The organism is Jiulongibacter sediminis, assembly GCF_001306455.1.
GTDB classification, from domain to species: Bacteria; Bacteroidota; Bacteroidia; order Cytophagales; family Spirosomataceae; genus Jiulongibacter; species Jiulongibacter sediminis.
Genome location: NZ_LGTQ01000005.1, coordinates 602472 through 622503, shown reverse-complemented (window position 1 = coordinate 622503; position 20032 = coordinate 602472). Strand labels below are relative to the sequence as shown.

The following is a 20032-nucleotide window of genomic DNA, read 5'->3' as shown; positions in this document are numbered from 1 at the left end:
GCCGTGCTTCTTTATTTTATATTGCATTCTGAATGAAAAAACTACTATTCCTGACTTTTGTACTGCTTGTTGGTACAAAATTATTTGCACAGTTTCAGCCTCAGAAACTGTCGGAACAATCCGAAATTTCTCTCCTAACCATTTCCCCGGGCGAAGAATTGTGGTCGTTCGCTGGTCATACAGCCATTCGGGTTAAAGATCCTGTTCAGGGAATTGATGTCAATTTTAATTATGGAGTTTTCGACTTCAGAAAAGAGAGTTTTTATCTCAAATTTCTCAGAGGAACCCTCCCCTACGAAATAGGAGCCTATAATTTCAGAGATGAAACGCCTTACTGGATCAGCGAAAACCGAAAGGTAACACAGCAGGTATTAAACCTCAACCAAGAGCAAAAACAACGATTTTTTGATTTCCTGATGGAGAATTATCAACCAGAAAATCGTGAGTATCGATACAAATTCTTTTATGACAACTGCTCTACAAGAGTCAGAGATGTTCTGGAGTATGCCACAGGAGATAGTTTACAGTTCAGCCAAACATTGAATGCAGAAAAGTCCTTCCGGGATTGGATAAAAATTAGCAGTCAGAAAAGCAATAATGACTGGTCAGAGTTTGGGATGGACTTGTTAATTGGAGTTCCAGCCGATGAGACCACCAACGCCTATCGGGCAATGTTTATTCCTGATAATTTGATGGCAGCCTTTGACTCGGCTAAAATTAGAAGAAATGGCGAATGGTTTCCTCTAGTACAAACGAAGTACGATTTGAATATGGCTTCAAATGAATCAAAGTCGCTTCCAATAAAGCCATTTATGTTCTTCGCTATTTTGTTTCTGGCTTTTCTTTTCATCAGTTATAGAGAATCTCAGAGTGGAAAATGGTATTTGTCGCTGGATAAAGTTCTTTTCACTCTAACAGGTCTATGCGGTTTTATCTTTTTACTCCTTTGGTTTTTTACTGATCACGGAGTAACTGAATACAACTGGAATGTATTATGGGCTCTGCCGATTCTTTTTCCTTTAGCACTTTTTGTTAAGAAAAAAGCAAAACAGCCTTTAGTGAAAAAGGTTTTTCTGGTTCAAATGGTTATGGTAATCGCCTTGCTCCTACTGTTCAAGTTTTTACCACAAACATTTAATGTAGCCATTCTGCCCATTGCAGGAATTGTACTGATGAGATCATATTTAGTATGGAAAAGAATGATTTAAAGGATATTTGCGAAAAGCTTCAAAAAACGGCTCAGGAAGCCGGAGAGTTCATTGCAAACGAGCGTAAAAGGTTTTATTCTGAGGCTGTAGAGTACAAAGATGTCAATAATGTGGTATCTTATGTTGATAAACAAGCGGAGAAACTGATTGTATCTCAACTACGTCAAATTTTGCCAGCAGCGGGGTTCATTACAGAAGAAGGAACGGCAGATACTGCAGATATGGACGGCCTGAACTGGATTATTGACCCACTTGATGGTACAGCTAATTACATTCATAATGTTCCGAATTACTCGGTTAGTCTGGCTTTGGCCAAGGGCAAAACAGTATTGGTCGGTGTGATTTATCATATACCGGTTAATGAAATGTATACCGCGATAAAAGGTGGTGGTGCTTTTTGTAATGGTCGCTCCATCAAGGTGGCTCAGTCTCAAACTTTAGGTGAAAGCTTATTAGCCACAGGTTTTCCGTACTACAAATTTGAAAATATGGATAAGTATCTTCTTATCCTTGAGTCATTAATGCAAAAAACTCATGGTTTGAGGCGTTTTGGATCAGCCGCCATTGATCTGGCATACGTAGCAAGTGGATATTTTGACGGTTTTTATGAGTACAATCTCAATTCATGGGACATGGCTGCCGGAATTTTACTTGTTGAAGAAGCCGGGGGAATAGTCACAGATTTTGAGGGAAGTGATGATCATTTATTTGGAGGGTTTGTTGTCGCCGGAAATGCGGTTCACAAAGAACTTCTGTCTGAAATAAAACGTTTTTGGTTTAATTGATTCAATATGAAAGAATTGCAATATCCCATTGGAAACTTCAAAGCTCAGGATTCTTATACTCGTGCTGAACTTGATGAATTTCTTCAGAATCTGGGAGATTTCCCTAAAGAATTGGCCACTGTTACTTCAGATATTTCGGAAGAACAACTTTCAACGGCTTATAGGCCAGGTGGTTGGACGGCGAGGCAGGTTATTCATCATGTTGCTGATAGTCATATGAATATGCTGGTCAGGTTAAAGTGGACGCAAACGGAGGAAACCCCTCATATTAAAGCTTATTTTGAAGACAGATGGGCTAAAGAAGCTGATTATCAATTACCAATAGACGTTTCAGTGAATATGATTAAAAGCATTCACGCCAAAGTGGTAGCCTTATTGTCATCTTATACTGATGACGAATTAAACAAGCAATACTTCCACCCTGAGTCCAAAAAACTCTGGAATATTAAAACGGTGATGGCACTATACGCCTGGCATGGTCAGCACCATTTGGCACATATAAAAATCTGTAAAGGAGAATGGTAGTTTTAGAAAATATATTGATTCTGGCACTTTTTGGAGGTGCTCTAGGCTATTTAATCAAAAAAGGATCTGATCGTTTTATTCTGAAAAATGGGAAAAATCAATCTGGATGTTCCTCTTGCTCATCAGGTTCATGCAGTTCTATTCCTGATTTCGAGAAATACGTACCTTCAGATAATTAATCTGCATTAGTTGCCTCACTGATTAATTCCTTAGAATTCTCCTTGCCAAGCCATTTATCAATTAGGAAATGAGCGAGGTAAACAAGTGGAGTCAATGCAATGGCCACAAGAAATTTATACAAATAGTTATTGGTACCCACCTGAATCACCTGATTAAAAGACCAGTTGCCGAAGACATAAAAGGCAATGAAAATGACCAGGAACGAATCAAAAAACTGAGAGAAAACTGTAGAACCCGTCGCTCTTAACCAAACCAGCCTGTTTTCTGTAATTCTTCTCAAACGGTGAAAAACCAGAGCATCAAGTATTTGGCCTATTAAAAATGCGGCGATGCTACCAATAATAATTCCCATTCCCTGCCTGAAAATCATTTTGAAACCCTCATTGATATTGATAGGGTTACCTTGAGTGTCAGTTGAATTGACATCTAACCAGAATTCTGCCGGCCTTACAGAAACAGCCAAATAGATTACGGCAAAACTAAAAGTAATGAGTGCAGCTGTCAGGTACGAAATGAACTTAACGCCCTTCTTTCCGAAATACTCATTAATGACATCCGAAATAATAAAAACAATAGGCCAGTTTAACGTTCCAGCCGATAGAGCAAAACCCATATCCATTCCAAGAAATGAAAAGCCCTTGATATCCATACCCAATGTATCACTAAGGCTGAAAATTTTGGCTCCGATAATTTCGGCTGTGATGGCATTTGTTAAAAAAATACCACAGAGAATGATATAGAGTTTTTGCTTCTTAGTTTCCAAGGCTAGTTATTTTAGACTAATAAACCGTCTTTCAAAGTAATAGTTCGATCAGCCTGAGCGGCGAGATCTTTATTGTGTGTAACAATCACAAAAGAGCAGTTAAATTGTTCTCTGATGTCAAAAAAGAGCTGATGAAGTTCATCCGCGTTTTTGGTGTCAAGGTTCCCAGTCGGTTCATCTGCAAAAATGATTTTGGGGTCATTCACCAGAGCTCTTGCAACCGCTACCCGTTGCTGTTCTCCCCCTGAAAGCTCAGATGGCAGATGATCTTTTCTCTCTCCCAATCCGAGCGTTTCCAAAAGTTTTGCTGCCTTTGCCTTTACCGCTTCTTCATTTCTTTTACCAATCCAGCCTGGTAATGAAACATTCTCCAATGCGGTAAGCTCGGCCATCAGATTGTGAAACTGAAAAACAAATCCCAGCTCTTCATTTCTCAACCTAACTAATGACTTATCATTCAGACCACTTAACTCCGTATTATCCAAAAATATCTTTCCTGAATCAGCCTTATCCAAGGTTCCTAAAATTTGTAGAAGTGTAGTTTTTCCGGCACCGGAAGGACCAACTATAGCAACAATTTCGCCGGATTGAATTTCAAGGTCAATTCCTTTCAGAACCTCTAATTCACCATATTTCTTTTTTATATCTACGCCTTTGAGCATGAATCGCTTTCTATTTTAATCACAATAATATCAGTTTTTCACGGGTATTTTTTTATGAACGAAGCAATTAATTAGCTAATTTGCCACGAATTAGAAAAGTTCAATTTTCATAGATATAACCAATGAACATTCACGAATACCAAGGTAAGGAAATTTTAGCGAAGTACGGAGTAAGAATTCAGCGTGGAATCGTAGCAGATTCACCTGACAGAGCAGTTTCTGCGTATAAAGAGATTGCCAAAATGACGAATTCCAAATTTGCGGTTGTAAAATCACAAATTCACGCCGGCGGTCGCGGTAAAGGTAAAATTGTTGGCACTGAGCAGCGTGGTGTTCAGTTGGCTAAATCTCCGGAGGATGTAAAAGAAATTTCTACAAATCTGCTTCACAATACACTGGTAACACATCAAACCGGTCCTGAAGGAAAAGTAGTTAATAAAGTGTTGATCGCTGAAGATGCTTACTATCCTGGAGATAGCGAGCCAAAAGAATACTACATGTCTATTTTGCTTGACAGAGCTAAGGCGTGTAATGTGATCATGGCCTCTACTGAGGGAGGAATGGATATCGAAGAAGTAGCAGAGAACTCTCCTGAAAAAATCATCAAAGAATGGATTGACCCACGTGTTGGTCTTCAGGGCTTCCAGGCTCGTAAAGTAGCCAACAAGCTTGGTCTTACCGGTGCTGCTAACAAGGAGATGGTGAAATTCATCTATGCTCTTTATCAGGCATATGAAGGAACCGACTCTTCTATGTTTGAAATCAACCCAGTATTGAAGACGTCAGATGATAAAATTTTAGCTGTTGATGCTAAAGTAAACATCGATGACAATGCTCTTTATCGTCAGAAAGATATTGCTGAATTAAGAGATAAATCTGAGGAAGATCCAATGGAAGTAGAAGCTTCAGAGAGTGATCTTAACTATGTCAAACTTGACGGAAACGTAGGTTGTATGGTAAATGGAGCCGGTTTGGCGATGGCTACTATGGACATCATCAAACTTTACGGAGGTGAGCCTGCGAACTTCCTTGATGTAGGGGGTGGAGCAAACGCTCAAACCGTTGAGGCCGGTTTTAGAATCATTCTTAAGGACCCCAACGTTAAGGCTATTTTCGTAAACATCTTTGGCGGTATTGTAAGATGTGACAGAGTGGCCAATGGTATTGTGGAAGCCTATAAGTCAATCGGTGAGATTCCAGTACCAATCGTTGTACGTCTTCAAGGTACAAATGCCGAAGAAGGTGCTAAAATTATCAATGAATCAGGTTTGAAAGTATCGTCTGCTGTAAAACTAAAAGAAGCAGCAGAATTGGTACAAAGTGTACTGAAGTAATAAAGAAAGACTTACTATCTTAGGCTCCGTAATCATCAGGATTACGGAGCTTTTTTATATAAAAGAATGAATCAAATCTGGAAAGAACTAAGGGAATTCATTAAGAGATTCCTGGACCTGGAGTCCGATAGGGCTTCTTATAATGAGATTATCGCGACCATTGAGAAAGGTGTAGAATTCAGGGGCACTAACCTTTGGATTCTGATGTTTGCCATAATCGTGGCTTCGGTTGGTTTAAATGTGAACTCCACAGCCGTAGTTATCGGAGCCATGCTTATCTCTCCTCTTATGGGGCCTATTATGGGAATGGGTCTTGGAGTTGGAATTTACGATTTTCCATTGATCAAAAAGTCATTCAGAAGCTTAATGGCTGCAGTTTTGATTTCAGTTTTTGCTTCTGCAGCTTATTTTGCTTTAACCCCTTTGAGCGATGCTCAATCTGAACTTCTTTCACGAACAACTCCAACGATTTGGGATGTTTTCATCGCGTTCTTTGGCGGATTAGCGGGTATTGTGGCCTCTACCCGAAAAGACAAGGGAAATGCTATACCGGGCGTTGCTATTGCTACAGCACTCATGCCCCCACTTTGTACGGCGGGTTACGGAATTGCTACCTTAAACCTGAATTACTTCCTCGGAGCCACCTACCTTTTCTTTATTAACAGTGTTTTCATCACCGTTTCTACGATTTTGATTATTCGCTTCATGGGCATTCCAAGTAAGAAGTGGGTGGATGCTATTCAACAGCGAAAAATGCAGACTTACGTTTGGATTGTGGCCATTATTACCATGGTGCCCAGTATCTATTTGGGATACGGTATTGTGAAAAGAAGTATCTTCACCAGAAATGCCAATGCTTTTATTACCAATGAGTTTCAATATGAGGATAGTCGGGTTTTAGAGCAAAAAATTGAGCCCAAAGAAAAGCTCATAGAGGTCTTTCTATTCGGGTCGGAAATTCCTGATTATGAAGTTTCTCGTTTACAGAAAGAACTGGCGGATTATAATATTGCAGATGCCAATTTGGTGATTCGTCAAAATAAGAATAACCTGGATATGCCTGATGCTGAGACCATGAGGGCGGGTATCATCGAGGACCTTTACCGAAAAAATGAAGAACTCGTAGAAACCAAAGACCAAAGAATAAACCTTCTGGAAGAACAGCTAAGTACTTACACCGCATATGACCGAATTCAAGCAGATGTTTGTGCCGAACTGGAAGTTCAATATCCGGAAGTGGAAGCCAGTGCCTTTAGCAAACTAAAGATATATCAAAAAGAAGGCAAAATTGATACAGTAACAATGGTTTACATTGACACTAAGGCAGCAGTTCGTGGAAAACGCCTGTCACAAATGGAGGATTGGTTAAAAATTCGATTAAAAACGGAAGATATCAGGATTGTGCAGCAATGAATAGAATCAAAGAAATATTGAGTTTTAAGCTTCTGGAATTTGAAAAGTTTAGTCTGGAAGTACTGGACTTGCTCCTTGTTGTCATCATTCTGATTACAACAAGAATACTTCTTTTTTCAATCAAGTCTATTTTGAACAGGCTTGTCACAAGAAAGGCTTTAGATGAACGAAATAAGGAGAGTTTCTGGCTGTTGATCAAATATTTCATTTGGGTAATTGCTATAGTATTAAGTCTTGAAGCCGTTGGTTTTGAAATAACACTACTTCTTGCCGGTTCTGCCGCCTTACTGGTTGGTTTAGGGCTTGGTCTTCAGCAAATTTTCTCTGATATCGTTTCGGGAGTATTTCTCCTCGTTGAGGGTACCGTTAAAATCGGTGATATCATGGAGGTCGATGGTATTGTGGGTCGGGTAACTGAAATTAATCTTAGAACCAGTGAAATTCTCACCCGTGACGGTATTGTAATCATCGTACCCAACCATAAGTTCATTACAGAGAATGTGGTAAACTGGAGCCACAATGCCTTTCTGACACGTTTTGATATTAAGGTAGGAGTAGCTTACGGAAGTGACCCCGAACAGGTCAAGAGAATACTAACAGAATGTGCAGAAGAGCATCCGGATGTGAATACAACTGCTCATGCCCCCATCGTTCGATTGACGAATTTTGGAGACAGTTCACTTGATTTTCAATTGTTATTCTGGAGTAGCAACGGCTTTTTAATTGAGAACACCAAAAGTGAACTACGTTTTATGGTGGTGAAGAAATTCAGAGATGAAAACGTCGAAATACCTTTCCCTCAGCGTGATCTTCATGTAAAAGATGGAACGCTTGGAATCAAAAAGAACGAATCTTAAGGAACTATAGAGGTAATTAAAAGGGACTTCTCTAATAGAAAAGTCCCTCCTTGTTGTCAGTTATTATTTCTATTGTCCACCGTAGGCGTAATAATATTTCATTGCTTTCGGCATCATTTTCTCCATATCAGCAATTCTCTGATCATCGGCAGGGTGCGTACTTAAAATAAGAGGTGGTTTCTGGCTACCTTCGCCTGCTTTCTGCATTCTTTGCCAAAAAGCAACACCCTCCTGAGGATTATATCCTGCCATGGCCATAAAAATTAATCCAAGATTATCAGCTTCTGATTCCTGCTTTCGACTGTTAGGAAGCACCCCTCCTACCTGAGTACCAATCCCCAGAACCTGTCCGGCGACCTGCATGACATCTTCACTTTTAGTGGCAATTCCTGCGGCCACTGCTCCGACCTGAGTAATCCCATTTGCGGCCATAGCACGACTCATACGCTCACGGCCGTGTTCTGCTATTGCATGGGCTATCTCATGCCCCATTACAACGGCTATTCCTTCATCATTCTGACAAATGGGAAGAATACCGGTATAGAAACAGACCTTGCCACCCGGCATACACCAGGCATTTAATTGATCATTTTCTACAGTATTAAACTGCCATTGATAACCATCAATCACCTCGCTGTAGTTGTTGGCAATCAGGTAGTCCTCAACAGCCTTTTTTATACGCGAACCAACCCTTGCCACCATTGCTCCTTCTTTTTGACGTGTAGATACCACCTTGGAAGTATCCATAAAGCCATCATATTGTGCAAAACTTAATTGTAGCATCTGGTCAGAAGAAACAAGGCCAACAAATTGTTTCCTTCCGGTGATTGGCACTCTTTGGCAAGAGAGGATTACAAAGCCAATGCCTACCAAGGCTATAAATATCTTTTTAAATGTGTTCATTTTTAGTTGAGGTAAAATTGAAATTTAGATGTGATTTGGTACCGTTTGTTCGTTGTTTCGGTAAATTTGCAAAATCTTACGAACAAAACGTTCCAGTATGAAAATTATCGCTGTCGGCAGAAATTATGTTGCCCACATTGAAGAGTTAAAAAATGATGTTCCCACCGAGCCGGTTATCTTTACAAAGCCAGACACGGCCGTTTTACGAGGCAATGAGCCCTTTTATTACCCTTCTATTTCAAATTCAATTCACCATGAGCTCGAGGTGGTTTTGAAAATCAACAAGGTGGGGAAGAATATTGAGGAAAAATTTGCACACAAATACTACGATGAAATTGGCCTGGGAATTGACTTCACCGCACGTGATATTCAGACTCGTTTAAAAGAACAAGGATTGCCGTGGGATTTGGCCAAAGGCTTCAATGGCTCAGCTCCAATTTCAGATTTTGTTTCTAAAGAAAAATTTGACCTTTCAAACATGAATTTCGATTTGAAAGTGAATAACGAGCTTCGACAAAAAGGAAACACCGGCCTTATGATTTACACTTTTGATTATCTTATAAGTTTCGTCTCAAAATTTTTTACTCTGAAAACAGGCGATCTTCTATTTACGGGCACTCCGGCTGGTGTGGCAGAAGTTAAAATTGGTGACAGACTTCAGGCAAGTCTGGAGGGGAATGTTATGTTGGATTTTGAGGTAAAGTAAACATTGAATTATTTGCTACCCTATATTTTTTTATTTCTGGCCTCATTTTGGCCAAACGAGGTTGTTGAGAGGAAACAACCTCAATTTCTTGTAGAAGAAGAGTATCCTCAGGGTTACTTTATCTTCCCTATTGATCCGGGCAGACAAGCTTCGCTTTCCGGCACTTTCGGTGATCTCAGGATAAACCACTTTCATGCCGGCCTGGATATACGCACTGGCGGACGTGAAGGGAAATCAGTGTATGCCGCAGCTGATGGCTATGTTTCCCGCATCAAAGTGAGTCGCGGTGGATACGGCAATGCACTTTATATTACTCATCCAAATGGTTTGGTAACAGTTTATGGCCACCTCAAAGAATATGCTTCTGCAATCAAAAAGAGACTGACTAAGGAACAATATGAGCAGCAAGAATGGGAGGTCGACCTCTATTTTGAACCGAATGAACTTCCCGTGAATAAAGGTGAGATGGTCGCTATCAGTGGAAATACGGGAGGAAGCGGTGGTCCCCACCTTCATTTTGAAATCAGAGATGCAGAAGAAAACACCTTGGACCCTTCGATGTTTGGCTTTAGTGAAGTTCAGGATAACAGAGCACCGGTAATTGAATATGTGAGCCTACGTTGTATGTCAAAAGATGCCCGAGTAAACGGCGAATTCGGAACTTTTGATTTTCCGGTAACTCTTGACGCAAATGGAAATTATACGATTAATCGGAATATCTCGGTTTGGGGCGATGTAGGCCTTGAATTATACACTTATGACAAATCACATACAAGTCCTTTTAGGTTAGGTATCAAAAATATTGAGGTCAAAGCCAATGAGATACCGACGTACTCCTTCAACCTCGATCGTCTGGCATTTCATAATAAGTTGGATATGAATCTTCACACCAATTATAAAAGAATGGTGGAAGAAAATGATAAACTTCACAAGGCCTATTTTGAGCGTGGAAATACTATGGATTTCTACGAATATGATCAGAATATGGGGGTATTTAATCTTCGCCAATCGGGTAAGGCAAATATTTCCGTGACTCTTCAAGACAGTTATAAAAACACACGTAGTTTACTTTTTGATTTAAATCAGAATCAATCGACCGGAGAATCACTAAAAAAACTTGGGAAGTATGAAAGTCATAAAGTAGAACTTTACGATAGTATATTAAAAATCATCACAAGCAAAATTGCCGAACCTTTAATTCTTCTTGACGGAAACCGTCAAAAACCAGTGATGCCCGCTTATGAAAACGCCACTGAGAACACATATTTAGTAGATTTAAGAGATGACTTTTTTGCCCAATACGTATTTAAAGGAAAAACCTTTGAACTACCTGTCACCCATTCGGTAAGTCCTGAAAGAAATACAATTAAAGATCGCGATTTCGAAGTTGACTTTGAGAATCAGCTCTATCATACTTTGTTTCTCAACATTCGGTCTTCGGACGATAAACTATTCATGGACAAAGACGACAAGCCGCTTGGCGGACGCTTTAAAGCTCGTTGGCGAGTAAATAGACCCGAAATTGATCTGGAAAAAGATAAGGTTTATATAACAAGCGGTAGAAGACCTACTTATGTTGGTGGTAGTTGGAATGGTGATGTCATTGAGTTTAATCCAAAAGAGTTTTCGACTTATGAAATTCTCAGAGATAGTGAAAAGCCGGAAATTCGGGCAGTGAGCCTGAACTCCGATAAGCTGACTTTTAAAATTAGTGACGGACTTTCCGGCATAAAAAGCTTTGAATGCTATATAAACGGAGAGTGGACTTTAATGGAGTATGAATACAAAAATGGTTTAGCCTGGTCTGAAAAGAAAGAGAGTAAACCATTTTCAGGGGAAATTGTTTTTAGAGTAACTGACAATTGTAATAATACACAAACCTTTAAATCAACATTATAAAATGGCATTAAAAATAGGTGACAAAGCCCCTGATTTTGAAGTTAAGAATCAAAATAACGAAACCGTCAAACTGAGCGACTTTAAAGGCCAGAAAGTAGTCCTCTATTTCTATCCTAAAGACAATACTCCAACCTGTACTACCCAGGCCTGTAATATCAGGGATAATTATCAGCAGTATACCTCAAAAGGTATCAAGGTACTCGGAGTAAGCCCTGATTCAGCGAAGAAGCACCAGAATTTTATTAAAAAATTCGACTTGCCTTTCGACTTACTTGTTGACGATGAAAAAGCCCTTAACGAGGCCTACGGAGTTTGGCAGGAGAAGCAAATGTATGGCAAAAAGTATATGGGAACAGTAAGAACCACCTTTGTTATTGATGAAAATGGTGTTATTGAAAACATCATTGATAATGTAAAGGCGAAAGAACATACAGATCAGATTCTGGCATAATTTGTCAAAGGGCTCCAGCCCTTTTTTATTTACCTTTTTTAATAATTGTCAATATGACATTTAATTAAATGAAGTTATTCTTCCTTATTGTGAAGAAATGGCTATTTTTGTGCCGTTTACAATCAAAATCGACTTTTTAATGCAAATCAAAGAACTTGAAGACATCGCTTCGCAGGTTAGAAGAGACATTGTGAGGATGGTGCACGGATGTGCCTCAGGCCACCCAGGCGGCTCATTGGGCTGTACAGATTTGCTGGTAGGCCTTTATTTCCAGCAAATGAAAATTAGCAACAGAAAAGGTAAAGGTGGTTTCTTGTCATTTAGAATGGATGGCGTTAATGAAGACCTGTTTTTCCTTTCTAATGGCCACATTTCACCAGTCTTCTATTCAGTTCTTGCCAGAAGAGGATATTTTGATGTTGCCGAGCTTTCTACTTTCAGAAAAATAGACAGCAGGCTTCAGGGTCACCCTACTACTCATGAACACCTACCGGGTATCCGTGTGGCTTCAGGTTCATTGGGTCAGGGGATGTCAGTGGCTATTGGTGCTGCATTGGCGAAAAAGCTCAATGGAGATGACCGAATGGTCTATGTCTTAATGGGTGATGGTGAGCAACAGGAAGGCCAAATCTGGGAAGCAGCTCAGTTTGCCCCACATCACAAAGTAGATAACCTTGTTGCAGTGATTGACCTCAACGGACAGCAGATTGACGGTTCTACCGATCAGGTGATGAACAACCGCGACCTGAAAGCCAAGTATAAAGCTTTCGGCTGGAGAGTAATGGAAATTGCCAACGGCAACGATATGGAAGAAGTGGTGAAAGGCCTTCGTAAAGCCAAAAGAATCAGTGGAAAAGGTCAGCCAATTATGATTCTGATGAATACAGAAATGGGTGCCGGTGTTGATTTTATGATGGGTAGCCATAAATGGCATGGTATTGCTCCAAACGATGAGCAATTAGCGGCCGCTTTAGCTCAGTTACCTGAAACACTTGGCGATTATTAATCCTAAAATCTGAATAGAAATGAAGAAATATACATATACAGAAAAGCAAGATACTCGTTCAGGTTTTGGTGATGGTATGACTGAACTTGGCAGAACTAACCCGAAGGTGGTTACACTCTGTGCTGACCTCGTTGGTTCATTGAAAACTGCCACTTTTATCAAAGAAAACCCAGAGCGTTTTTTCCAGACAGGTATTGCGGAAGCAAACATGATGGGTATTGCTGCCGGTTTGACCATCGGTGGATACATCCCCTACCCGACTACTTTCGCAAATTTTGGTTCAGGTCGTGTCTATGATCAGATTCGACAGTCGATAGCTTACTCAAATAAGAACGTAAAAATTGCTGTTTCTCACGCCGGCCTTACTCTTGGTGAAGATGGTGCTACACACCAAATTCTTGAGGATATCGCCATGATGAGATCAATGCCAAACATGACGGTGATTAATCCTTGTGATTATAACCAAACGAAAGCGGCAACTATCGCACTCGCAGATCATGTTGGCCCGGCTTATTTAAGATTTGGACGTCCGAAAGTGCCTATTTTCACTGATCCAAACCAAAAATTTGAAATTGGTAAAGCATGGACGGTAAATGAAGGTAAAGACGTCAGTATTTTCGCTACAGGCCATTTAGTATGGGAAGCGATTCAGGCTGGTGAAATTTTAGCTGAAAAAGGAATTGATGCTGAAATCATTAATATTCATACGATTAAGCCTTTGGATACCGCTGCAATTTTGAAGTCTGTAAGAAAGACAAAATGTGTGGTTACTTGCGAAGAGCACCAGGCAAATGGTGGTTTAGGCGATGCTGTGGCTCAGACTCTGGCTCAGAATTTCCTTGCTCCTCAGGAGTATGTGGCAGTGAATGATTCATTCGGTGAGTCTGGTACACCGGAGCAATTGATGGCAAAATATGGTCTTTCAGCTGAAGCTATCGTTGAAAAGACTTTGAAAGTTATCGCTCGTAAGAGTTAATAGAATTGACTAATTTTAAGGGTCAGTCTGTGTTTTCAGGCTGACCCTTTTTTATATGGCAGAAGAAAAAGACATCATTCAATTGCTGGAAGACGAGGAGAAACACCCCGAAGCTTTCAGATTAATCCTTTCAACCTATAAAGAGCGATTGTACTTTCTCATTCGAAAGATTGTCATTGATCATGATGATACTGATGATGTATTACAAGAGGCTTTCGTAAAAATCTGGAAGAATCTTGACAAGTTCCGAGGGGACTCTAATCTCTATACCTGGCTCTACAGAATAGCCACCAATGAAGCTCTTACTTTTCTAAGAAGAAGAAAAAGTCAGAATAATATCTCTATGGATGAGAATCCTGAGCTTTTAAGGATGCTAGATTCTGGCGGTGGCAAAGCCCAACATATTTCCGGAGATGATATCGCAATAGCTCTTCAAAAGGCTGTATTGCAATTGCCTGAAAAGCAAAGGCTTGTTTTTAATCTCAAGTATTTTGAACACCTGACTTACGAGGAAATTGCAGAAATTACCGATACCAGTATCGGAGGTCTCAAAGCGAACTATCATGCTGCGAAGAAAAAAATTGAAGAAATAATAGAGCTTGATTAAACCTTTGTGTCAAAATGACATCAAAGCACTGAATCATGAAAAAGGATCAAAAACATACTGAAAAAACACCTTTCAAAGGAGATTCAGATTACTTCAAACAATTGGAAGAGAGTATCTTAAGTAAGGTAGAGCGTGGTGCTACGCATTTATCTCTTGACGTGGATCATCCTTTCAAAGCGGATTCAAAGTATTTCGCACAATTTGAAAAAAGAATTTTAGACAAGACAGAAAGGAGTGTATTTCATTTACCGTTGGGCATAGAACATCCTTTCCAGGCTCCTGAGGGTTATTTTCAACAACTAGAAAATAGTGTTTTAGGTCAAACCCTTCAGAATAAACCTTCTCAAAGTGTTTTTACCAAAATCTGGAGAAACAGTACTACCTATGTAAGAGCGGCCGCAGTGGTATTAGCAATTGGAGCCGCCGGATATTTCTTTTTGAATTCAAATAATACCGCAACCAATTCTGAAATCGCTTTTGCTGATTTTGAAACAGAAACGCTGGTAAGCTACCTTGAGAATCAAGAGTTAGATATGGTAGACTTTGCTTCGATTGTGGATGATAGTTTTGAAGCAAATGGTTTAAATATCGACCCTCTTGATGAAATCAGTGAAGATGAGCTACTGCAATTAATTGATTTACAATACGCTAACGATATTTAAAATGAAACTGAAAGGTTTACTGCTTTCTCTATTAATTTTCGGGTCAATGATTTCATGGGCACAACGGCCTGGTGGACCACCGAGCCGGGAACAATTTGAGAAACTGAGGGCTATGAAAGTTGGAATGATTACTCAAAAGATCTCTCTTACAGAGGAACAGGCAAAGTCTTTCTGGCCCATTTATGACAGATATGACGAAGAAAAACGTCAGCTAAATCAGGATTTGCGATCAAAGCTTCGTGAAACTCGTGGACAGCGAAACGAAGATAATGAGATTGCCCGCCAGGATGAAGTTTTCAAGCTTCGTGAAAAAGAGTTGGCTTTAGCAAAAAGTTATCGTCCTCAATTTCTAGAGGTGATTTCTGCTAAACAATACTCAGATTTACTTTTAGCAGAACGTGAATTTAATCAGATGATTTTGAGAGAATTACGGGAACGAAGAAATACAAGAGATTAAAAAAAGCTCCTTCTCAGGAGCTTTTTTTATAAATAGCATTTGAAATCTACCTATTAAAATGCCGCAGGCACCAGTACACCAGTAGCTTCAAAAGTCATTTCCACTTTTGGTTGAGTGATTTGAGCAACTTCTGCATCTGACCTTCCGGCATCTTTTGCATAATGCTGTAAATCCTCAACTGATGTTGTTGCTACAGTCGGCACGCCCTTAAAAATGATAGAGTTGCCAGCCAAATCTTTGGGCATAAAGAAACCATAGTCTTTAAAAGTCACACGCATGGTTTCACCGTTGTCCATTTTGATTTTCATCCAGCAGCCTTTTACCTGACATACTTCAACTACCTCACCTTTAACTTCTACTGTCATGTCTTTCATTTCTTCTGTCAGGTCGTTGACATTAACCAGAGAATTACCTGGCTTAAAGCTTTCCCCAAAAACAGTATAGCCCTGAGCCTTTGAGGAAATAGCCGCGAATGAAACAATAACTGCTAAAAATAATACCCTTTTCATTTTCTTAATATTTCTTGTATTCAAAATTAAGGAAATACTTCAATCCACCCTTTACAATTTCTACCGTTTGGAATCTGTATTTCGTAATAATAAGTTCCTATTGCAACATCCGTGCCCCAGTCATTTTGATAATCCTCAGACTCAAAAACTGTTTTGCCCCACCGATTAAAAATCTTGAGATGAACATTGCTCATCCCAATAATAAACGTATCGTTTTTTCCATCATTGTTTGGTGAAATCGCATTGGGGATAAGTCCATCATCTTCAGGTATCTCAACAGGCTTTGTGATACTCAAAACACAACCGATAGGGTTCTGAGCATCAACAGTAACTTCATAGATGCCGGGAGCAGCATAAGTATAATTCTCAGGAATTTGTGAAGACAGCGAATCACCATTGCCCATTTTCCATGTGTACAAGGCACTTCCGGAAGAAAGATTTTCAAACTTTAGCTCAAACGGCTTCCCACAATCATACTCAATGGAATAGTCAAAATCAGGAGCATAGGAATCATCTACCAAAAGACTGACCTCTTTCTTAGGCTTACAACCATCGGCGTAAAAAGCCTGAACCGTGTAAGTAGAGCTAATAAAAGGCTGTACTGTCAAACTATCTGATTCCAATTCAGATATATCAGATGAAGACCAGACAAAATAATCTGCCAGACCGGTGGCTTTCAGAATAACTTCATCACCTGAGCATATTTCAGAACTCTCGGTGACAATGAAATCCTCTTTGGTATCTTCCACTAATAAAGTGACCTCCCGCTCAACAGAACATAAATCATTGCTAATTAAAACAGTGAAGGTTGTGCTTTCTGAGACCAATGCTGTCGGGTTTTGAATTTCTGAGTCATCCAGCAAATTTGATGGGGACCAGGTATAGAAGTCTCCTCCTTCTGCATTTAATATTACCTCGCTGCCACCGCATACGGAGGTATCAGCCATCACCGAACTTTCAAAAGGAATGATATGAATGCTACGGAAAAATGAGTCAGACTTTGCACAGGTCACCACATTGAAAGTTTCCAGTTTTATTTCAAAATTACCGGCTTCTTCAAAAAGATATTCGGGTTCTCTCAATCTGGAAATCACCTCTCCGTTAACAGACCATTGATAGGTTATTCCCCCTTTACTTTTATTTTCAAGTTTCAACTTTGAACCCTGGCAAACCGAATCCGGATTAATGCTACTCCCATCCACCAAATCGAAATTGGCCTCCAAAACATCAATATCAAACTTGAAAGCCGCCATATTACAGTTATTACTGTTATGATTGGCCTGAAGTCCGTTTTCAGTCGGAAAGCTGACATTTCCGGTGATTTGACCGCGGCAAACACAGGCTGAATGATAAATTATACCATTTTTATCAAAACGGCAGGTTCCGCCATCCAGGTGATCTCCCCGTTCATCGTCCGGGTCAGCAGGAGTTTGAGAACCGAAATAAGTTGCATATAGTAGGGAACGGGCTCCGGCTTCAAGGATAGCTAAATAATAATTATTCCCACTAGTCTCGGTTCTGTAGGCATCTGAGCTCACGGGTAAACCCTCGGTGGTACTGTTTGGGTTATAGCCATTGTTTGTATTGATTTTTCCTCCCCAACCAGCCAGGTAAATATTTCCGCAATCGTTCACCAGAAAAGCTGTGGGCACCAAATCAACCATCCCTACCCCTTTTCCAGTGCCTATAACGGTCGAAAAGTTAGTTTCAGTCAAGCTTGAATTTAGGGAATGAATAAACTGACCGCTGCCGGGATTCTGGTAAACCACGCCATTAATAGGATAAGCCCCTTGACTAAGACCGAAAACATAAACATTGTCCTCAGTATCAAGATCTATCAAATTGCCGATTTCTTCTTCAGCAGTTCCCAAATAGGTCAGGGCTACTTGCTGACCATTTACAAATTTGATAACAAACGCATCCGCTTCCCCTTGTCTTGTTCTATTGATGGCGTTTGATGAAGCATTAAGATCATCACTGAGCGTAGTTCCAACTACGAAAACTTCATTTGCCGAGTTAACTCTAATACCGTAGGCGGCGTCATATCGTTTTCCCCCCAAATAAGTACTCCATTTGAGTTGAGAAACATTAGGACTCATTTGAAAAACAATTCCGTCATAACCAGATGATAATGAACTATTTGAACCTACTACCGGAAAGTTATCTGAAGTTGTAATTGAAGCCACGTAGATATCATCATCAGGACCGACATAAACTTCACCTCTGAACTCGTCACCATAGTTTTGTATCAAAAAAGCTCTGTAATCATGGATCCCATCGTTTTCAGAACCTCCTAAAAGCGTACTTCCACGAAGGGCCGAGCCGTCCTCTCTGAGAACTGTTAAGAACATGTCAGTTCCATTCACAAAACCAATTCCTGTCGTAATGGGGCCACCATTTAAAGTTTGCCCTCCTCTAAAGTTCTTCTGAAATGCTGAATTGCTCACCGGAAAGTCAGGAGATGAAGTAGTTCCAAAAACAACTAACTGATCCTGCGAATTACATATCATGCTGTGGGGTACTTCTGAGTGTGTACCGCCAAGAAATGTGGAATATAGCAGAGTTTGGCCATCAGAGCTATATTTCATGATTACCACGTCGGTAGTGAGCAAGAATCCGGAAGAATTGGTGGCACCACCAACGGAGTTCTGAGCCGCATTTTGAGTTACCGGAAAGGAAGGTCCAAAGACAGTTCCGCCAGCGTATAGGTTACCTTGCGAATCATAAGTAGCCGTGTGCGACCAATTGTCTGAGGCTGACCCGCTATAAGTTGAGAAAATCAATTCAGGGTCAATGATCAAATCTTCATTTTGATTATAGTCAGAAACCCTGAAAGAGACAACGTCATTTTCGAGATGAAAGGATGATTTTACACTTCTTCGTGAATTTTCACTTTTTTGGAAAGTGTAAGGTTCAAACTCTTTCAAATTATTTACCTCCGTTGCCAACTTCAATGCTCCATTTTCAATCTGAAGGGATGAATGGCCTGAATAGGCCATGCTTATATCAGAAACTTTGGCACCGGGATGAACCACATACTCATATTTGAGAGCCTCCCCCATGCTGTAAAGTCTGAAATCAATATTAGTATAAATTCCTTTGAGCCAAATTTCTTTGAAACCTCTGGCCCCTTGAACCCACTTGGTGCTATTCTTTCCATAGAAATAATTGAACAGCTGAGCTTGTTCTTCAAGCGGATTAGAAATTGGTCTTTGGGAACCTTCAAACTCTATAAATACATTTTGAGTTTTTATCCTTTCAACTTCTTTTCTGGTATTTTCCTCCTTTTTTGGGCCTGCGTGTAAACCCGCTAAAGTCTTGGTGTCATAAAAGAAATATTGAAGTCCTTGTTGTTTTACCAATAGGTAACCACCTGGGATATCAGCTTTGAATAGTACTTCTTCAGGCCATTGACCTTTATTTTCTACAAAAACATACTTCCCGGCCGGATTGTATGCAAAAGACACAGATTGAATGAAAAAGAGGCTGCTGGCAAAGATAAAAAAGTGGCTATTTGAACGCAGTAACGTCCAGAATCTCATCGCAAAATTGATACTCTCTTTTATCATTGGAGGAAATAATAACCAATTTAGATTTTTTGAGCTTAGAAACCTGATCAATATACCATTGAATGCCAGTTTCATCGAGATTGGTTGTAGGCTCATCTAAAAAAATGACATCTGACTCGGTAAAAAAAGACAAACCTAATTTTAGTCGCTGCTTCATGCCCGATGAGAACTGCTTCAGCTGTTTAGTCTTTTCTCTGGTTAGGTAAACCAATTCAAAAAAATCATCTTTCTTAACCCCATCAATTAGAGGCTTAAAATTGATGTGAAAATCAAGAATTTCCTGAAGCGTAAATTCCTCGATAAGCTCCAGATAAGGAGCGGCAAAAGAAATTCTTTTATACGTCTCATCATTGCCGAGCTCAATTCCTTGATTTTGAAAAATAACCTTTCCTTCATTGGCAGGCATCATTCCCGTAATCACCCTTAATAGAGTCGACTTGCCGGAACCATTGTGGCCGGTAATAGCATACGATTTACTCTCTTTAAAATGATAATCAATGCCTCGAAAGATCCACTCCGTCCTGAATTTCTTACCAATATTTGAAAGTAGAATCTCCAAA

At 39.9% G+C, this 20032-nt stretch carries 21 protein-coding genes; 15 read left to right on the top strand and 6 right to left on the bottom strand.

Annotated elements, in window-relative coordinates; all coding sequences use genetic code 11:
- The first annotated feature begins 32 nt into the window (after nucleotides 1–32).
- The 4 genes from AFM12_RS02785 to AFM12_RS02770 are packed head-to-tail and all read left to right on the top strand — an operon-like array spanning nucleotide 33 to nucleotide 2697.
- On the top strand, nucleotides 33–1208 hold the full coding sequence (locus tag AFM12_RS02785; RefSeq protein WP_055143746.1) for a lipoprotein N-acyltransferase Lnb domain-containing protein: 1176 nt from the start codon (nucleotides 33–35) through the stop codon (nucleotides 1206–1208).
- A complete protein-coding gene (locus AFM12_RS02780; RefSeq protein ID WP_055143745.1) occupies nucleotides 1190–1993 on the top strand; it encodes an inositol monophosphatase family protein in 804 nt (267 codons plus the stop codon). Before AFM12_RS02785 ends, AFM12_RS02780 begins: the two co-directional genes overlap by 19 nt.
- 6 nt (nucleotides 1994–1999) lie before the next feature.
- Nucleotides 2000–2518, top strand: coding sequence for a YfiT family bacillithiol transferase (locus tag AFM12_RS02775; RefSeq protein WP_055143744.1), 519 nt, complete (start codon nucleotides 2000–2002; stop codon nucleotides 2516–2518).
- Nucleotides 2512–2697, top strand: coding sequence for a hypothetical protein (locus tag AFM12_RS02770; protein WP_055143743.1), 186 nt, complete (start codon nucleotides 2512–2514; stop codon nucleotides 2695–2697). The genes AFM12_RS02775 and AFM12_RS02770 overlap by 7 nt, the downstream gene beginning before the upstream one ends.
- On the opposite strand, the gene AFM12_RS02765 is transcribed toward AFM12_RS02770, so the two are convergent.
- Together AFM12_RS02765 and AFM12_RS02760 are read right to left on the bottom strand one after the other, a co-directional pair.
- Nucleotides 2694–3461 (bottom strand): queuosine precursor transporter, encoded by a 768-nt coding sequence (locus AFM12_RS02765; protein ID WP_055143742.1) that lies wholly within the window; start codon nucleotides 3459–3461, stop codon nucleotides 2694–2696. The genes AFM12_RS02770 and AFM12_RS02765 overlap by 4 nt on opposite strands.
- 11 nt (nucleotides 3462–3472) lie before the next feature.
- Complete coding sequence (locus tag AFM12_RS02760; RefSeq protein ID WP_055143741.1) at nucleotides 3473–4123, bottom strand: ABC transporter ATP-binding protein; 651 nt, start codon at nucleotides 4121–4123, stop codon at nucleotides 3473–3475.
- A gap of 122 nt (nucleotides 4124–4245) precedes the next feature.
- Between AFM12_RS02760 and sucC the strand changes: the two genes are divergently transcribed.
- From sucC to AFM12_RS02745, 3 genes are all read left to right on the top strand, one after another.
- Nucleotides 4246–5457, top strand: coding sequence for an ADP-forming succinate--CoA ligase subunit beta (sucC, locus tag AFM12_RS02755; RefSeq protein ID WP_055143740.1), 1212 nt, complete (start codon nucleotides 4246–4248; stop codon nucleotides 5455–5457).
- 66 nt (nucleotides 5458–5523) lie between these two features.
- Nucleotides 5524–6870: a TIGR00341 family protein gene (locus AFM12_RS02750; protein ID WP_055143739.1), complete on the top strand. Its 1347-nt coding sequence runs from the start codon at nucleotides 5524–5526 to the stop codon at nucleotides 6868–6870.
- Nucleotides 6867–7727 carry a mechanosensitive ion channel family protein gene (locus tag AFM12_RS02745; protein WP_055143738.1) on the top strand — a complete coding sequence of 287 codons (861 nt, stop codon included), beginning with the start codon at nucleotides 6867–6869 and terminating at the stop codon, nucleotides 7725–7727. Before AFM12_RS02750 ends, AFM12_RS02745 begins: the two co-directional genes overlap by 4 nt.
- Nucleotides 7728–7796: 69 nt before the next feature.
- Here AFM12_RS02745 and AFM12_RS02740 read toward each other — a convergent pair whose 3' ends face one another.
- A complete protein-coding gene (locus AFM12_RS02740) occupies nucleotides 7797–8630 on the bottom strand; it encodes a M48 family metallopeptidase (protein WP_055143737.1) in 834 nt (277 codons plus the stop codon).
- 97 nt (nucleotides 8631–8727) lie between these two features.
- On the opposite strand from AFM12_RS02740, the gene AFM12_RS02735 reads away from it, so the two are divergent.
- From AFM12_RS02735 to AFM12_RS02700, 8 genes are all read left to right on the top strand, one after another.
- The gene (locus AFM12_RS02735; protein ID WP_055143736.1) at nucleotides 8728–9336 is read left to right on the top strand and encodes a fumarylacetoacetate hydrolase family protein; all 609 of its coding nucleotides are present in this window, start codon (nucleotides 8728–8730) and stop codon (nucleotides 9334–9336) included.
- A gap of 12 nt (nucleotides 9337–9348) precedes the next feature.
- Complete coding sequence (locus AFM12_RS02730) at nucleotides 9349–11235, top strand: M23 family metallopeptidase (protein WP_055143735.1); 1887 nt, start codon at nucleotides 9349–9351, stop codon at nucleotides 11233–11235.
- Nucleotide 11236: 1 nt separating this feature from the next.
- On the top strand, nucleotides 11237–11686 hold the full coding sequence (gene bcp, locus AFM12_RS02725; RefSeq protein WP_055143734.1) for a thioredoxin-dependent thiol peroxidase: 450 nt from the start codon (nucleotides 11237–11239) through the stop codon (nucleotides 11684–11686).
- A 139-nt stretch (nucleotides 11687–11825) separates the two neighbouring features.
- The gene (locus tag AFM12_RS02720) at nucleotides 11826–12692 is read left to right on the top strand and encodes a transketolase (protein ID WP_055145088.1); all 867 of its coding nucleotides are present in this window, start codon (nucleotides 11826–11828) and stop codon (nucleotides 12690–12692) included.
- A gap of 19 nt (nucleotides 12693–12711) precedes the next feature.
- A complete protein-coding gene (locus AFM12_RS02715; RefSeq protein ID WP_055143733.1) occupies nucleotides 12712–13668 on the top strand; it encodes a transketolase family protein in 957 nt (318 codons plus the stop codon).
- Between the two features lie 55 nt (nucleotides 13669–13723).
- Entirely contained in the window at nucleotides 13724–14275 is a 552-nt protein-coding gene (locus tag AFM12_RS02710; RefSeq protein ID WP_055143732.1) for an RNA polymerase sigma factor, read from the top strand.
- A 35-nt stretch (nucleotides 14276–14310) separates the two neighbouring features.
- Complete coding sequence (locus AFM12_RS02705; protein WP_055143731.1) at nucleotides 14311–14937, top strand: hypothetical protein; 627 nt, start codon at nucleotides 14311–14313, stop codon at nucleotides 14935–14937.
- 1 nt (nucleotide 14938) lies between these two features.
- Nucleotides 14939–15394: a hypothetical protein gene (locus AFM12_RS02700; protein ID WP_055143730.1), complete on the top strand. Its 456-nt coding sequence runs from the start codon at nucleotides 14939–14941 to the stop codon at nucleotides 15392–15394.
- Between the two features lie 53 nt (nucleotides 15395–15447).
- Here the strand turns inward: AFM12_RS02700 and AFM12_RS02695 are convergent, their stop codons facing one another.
- Genes AFM12_RS02695 through AFM12_RS02685 form a run of 3 tightly spaced genes read right to left on the bottom strand, consistent with a single transcriptional unit; the run spans nucleotide 15448 to nucleotide 20031 of the window.
- Entirely contained in the window at nucleotides 15448–15903 is a 456-nt protein-coding gene (locus tag AFM12_RS02695; RefSeq protein ID WP_055143729.1) for a DUF4920 domain-containing protein, read from the bottom strand.
- Between the two features lie 26 nt (nucleotides 15904–15929).
- Nucleotides 15930–19370, bottom strand: coding sequence for a DUF7948 domain-containing protein (locus tag AFM12_RS02690; protein ID WP_157687267.1), 3441 nt, complete (start codon nucleotides 19368–19370; stop codon nucleotides 15930–15932).
- Nucleotides 19371–19413: 43 nt separating this feature from the next.
- Nucleotides 19414–20031 carry an ABC transporter ATP-binding protein gene (locus AFM12_RS02685; protein ID WP_055143727.1) on the bottom strand — a complete coding sequence of 206 codons (618 nt, stop codon included), beginning with the start codon at nucleotides 20029–20031 and terminating at the stop codon, nucleotides 19414–19416.
- Nucleotide 20032 lies beyond the last annotated feature (1 nt).

What these genes read in the sequence shown, in the direction of transcription:
- AFM12_RS02705 (WP_055143731.1), top strand. Translation starts at nt 14,311, where the DNA reads ATGAAAAAGGATCAAAAACATACTGAAAAAACACCTTTCAAAGGAGAT.
- AFM12_RS02700 (WP_055143730.1), top strand. Translation starts at nt 14,939, where the DNA reads ATGAAACTGAAAGGTTTACTGCTTTCTCTATTAATTTTCGGGTCAATG.
- AFM12_RS02710 (WP_055143732.1), top strand. Translation starts at nt 13,724, where the DNA reads ATGGCAGAAGAAAAAGACATCATTCAATTGCTGGAAGACGAGGAGAAA.
- AFM12_RS02780 (WP_055143745.1), top strand. Translation starts at nt 1,190, where the DNA reads ATGGAAAAGAATGATTTAAAGGATATTTGCGAAAAGCTTCAAAAAACG.
- AFM12_RS02735 (WP_055143736.1), top strand. Translation starts at nt 8,728, where the DNA reads ATGAAAATTATCGCTGTCGGCAGAAATTATGTTGCCCACATTGAAGAG.
- AFM12_RS02775 (WP_055143744.1), top strand. Translation starts at nt 2,000, where the DNA reads ATGAAAGAATTGCAATATCCCATTGGAAACTTCAAAGCTCAGGATTCT.
- AFM12_RS02720 (WP_055145088.1), top strand. Translation starts at nt 11,826, where the DNA reads ATGCAAATCAAAGAACTTGAAGACATCGCTTCGCAGGTTAGAAGAGAC.
- AFM12_RS02715 (WP_055143733.1), top strand. Translation starts at nt 12,712, where the DNA reads ATGAAGAAATATACATATACAGAAAAGCAAGATACTCGTTCAGGTTTT.
- AFM12_RS02745 (WP_055143738.1), top strand. Translation starts at nt 6,867, where the DNA reads ATGAATAGAATCAAAGAAATATTGAGTTTTAAGCTTCTGGAATTTGAA.
- AFM12_RS02760 (WP_055143741.1), bottom strand. Translation starts at nt 4,123, where the DNA reads ATGCTCAAAGGCGTAGATATAAAAAAGAAATATGGTGAATTAGAGGTT.
- AFM12_RS02770 (WP_055143743.1), top strand. Translation starts at nt 2,512, where the DNA reads ATGGTAGTTTTAGAAAATATATTGATTCTGGCACTTTTTGGAGGTGCT.
- AFM12_RS02785 (WP_055143746.1), top strand. Translation starts at nt 33, where the DNA reads ATGAAAAAACTACTATTCCTGACTTTTGTACTGCTTGTTGGTACAAAA.
- sucC (WP_055143740.1), top strand. Translation starts at nt 4,246, where the DNA reads ATGAACATTCACGAATACCAAGGTAAGGAAATTTTAGCGAAGTACGGA.
- AFM12_RS02695 (WP_055143729.1), bottom strand. Translation starts at nt 15,903, where the DNA reads ATGAAAAGGGTATTATTTTTAGCAGTTATTGTTTCATTCGCGGCTATT.
- bcp (WP_055143734.1), top strand. Translation starts at nt 11,237, where the DNA reads ATGGCATTAAAAATAGGTGACAAAGCCCCTGATTTTGAAGTTAAGAAT.
- AFM12_RS02740 (WP_055143737.1), bottom strand. Translation starts at nt 8,630, where the DNA reads ATGAACACATTTAAAAAGATATTTATAGCCTTGGTAGGCATTGGCTTT.
- AFM12_RS02750 (WP_055143739.1), top strand. Translation starts at nt 5,524, where the DNA reads ATGAATCAAATCTGGAAAGAACTAAGGGAATTCATTAAGAGATTCCTG.